At 62.6% G+C, this 1340-nt stretch carries 1 protein-coding gene; it reads left to right on the forward strand.

What is annotated here, in order from left to right; all coding sequences use genetic code 11:
• Positions 1-72: 72 nt before the first annotated feature.
• Positions 73-1340 (forward strand): peptide ABC transporter substrate-binding protein (locus ACFOX0_RS34120; RefSeq protein ID WP_377553808.1); only part of this gene is annotated, 1268 nt, incomplete at its 3' end.

Genomic DNA, 1340 nt, shown 5'->3' on the forward strand with positions numbered 1-1340 from the left:
GGCACGCAGCCCGAGGTTGGTCTGGTTCCGTCGAACACCACTGAGACCGGTGGTGGCAACATCCTCGACTACATGTGGACCGGTCTGGTTTCCTACCCGAACAACGGTGGGGCGCCGAAGAACGCGGTGGCGGAGTCGATCGACACCACGGACTCGAAGGTCTACACGATCAAGTTGAAGAAGGGTACGAAGTTCCACGATGGGACCGAGGTGAAGGCGGACAACTTCATCCGGGCCTGGAACTGGGGTGCGTATGCGCCGAACGCGGCGCAGAACGCCAGTTTCTTTGACAAGATCGCGGGTTACCAGGACGTGACGTCCGAGGACCCGGATGGTCCGGACGGGCCGAAGAAGGCTCCGACGCCGAAGGCGAAGGAGATGTCGGGTCTGCAGAAGGTGGATGACTACACGTTCAAGGTGGAGTTGTCGGCGCCGTTCTCGATCTTCCCGACGATGTTGGGGTACTCGGCGTTCTTCCCGTTGCCGGACGCGTTCTTCACCGCGACGCCGGAGCAGTTCGGGAAGAAGCCGATCGGTAACGGTCCGGTCAAGTTCGTGTCGTGGCAGGACAACGTTGAGATCAAGTTGACCCGGTTCGACGACTACAGCCTTGAGGACAAGGTGAAGGTCAAGGACGTCACGGTGAAGCTGTACCAGCAGGCGTCGGCGGCGTACGCCGATCTGCAGGCGGGGAACCTGGACTTCCAGCAGCAGGTGCCGACCTCGGCGTTGGCTGGTGACAAGTACAAGACCGACCTGCAGGACCGTGTGATCAACGTGCCGACCCCGTCGACGGCGTTCATCGCGTTCCCGTTCTACGACAAGCGGTTCGCCAAGCCGGAGCTGCGTAAGGCGATCTCGTTGGCGATCGACCGGCAGGCGATCTCGGACAAGTTGTTCAACGGCACCCGTAAGCCGGCGAACAGCTGGTCGAACCCGTTGACCCCGGGTAGCAAGGACGGTAACTGCACGGTCTGTGACTTCAAGCCGGACGAGGCCAAGGCGTTGCTGCAGCAGGCCGGTGGCTGGCAGGGCAAGATGGAGTTCTTCTACAACGGTGACGCCAGCCACAAGGAGTGGATGGAGGCCGTCGCGAACTCGGTCAAGAACACCCTGGGCATCGAGGCCGTCGCGACCCCGGTCCCGACCTTCGCGGTGTTCCGGCAGAACATCAACGCGCACAAGATGACCGGCCCGTACCGGGCCGCGTGGCAGCAGGACTACCCGGACGTGGAGAACTGGATCGGTCCGCTGTTCGTCACCGGCGGTTCCTCCAACGACGGCCAGTACACCAACCCCGAGGTGGACAAGCTCTACAAGGAGGGCACCGCGGCGGCCGA

The sequence above is a fragment of the Micromonospora zhanjiangensis genome (assembly GCF_042650605.1).
In the GTDB taxonomy this organism is placed as follows: Bacteria; Actinomycetota; Actinomycetes; order Mycobacteriales; family Micromonosporaceae; genus Micromonospora_J; species Micromonospora_J zhanjiangensis.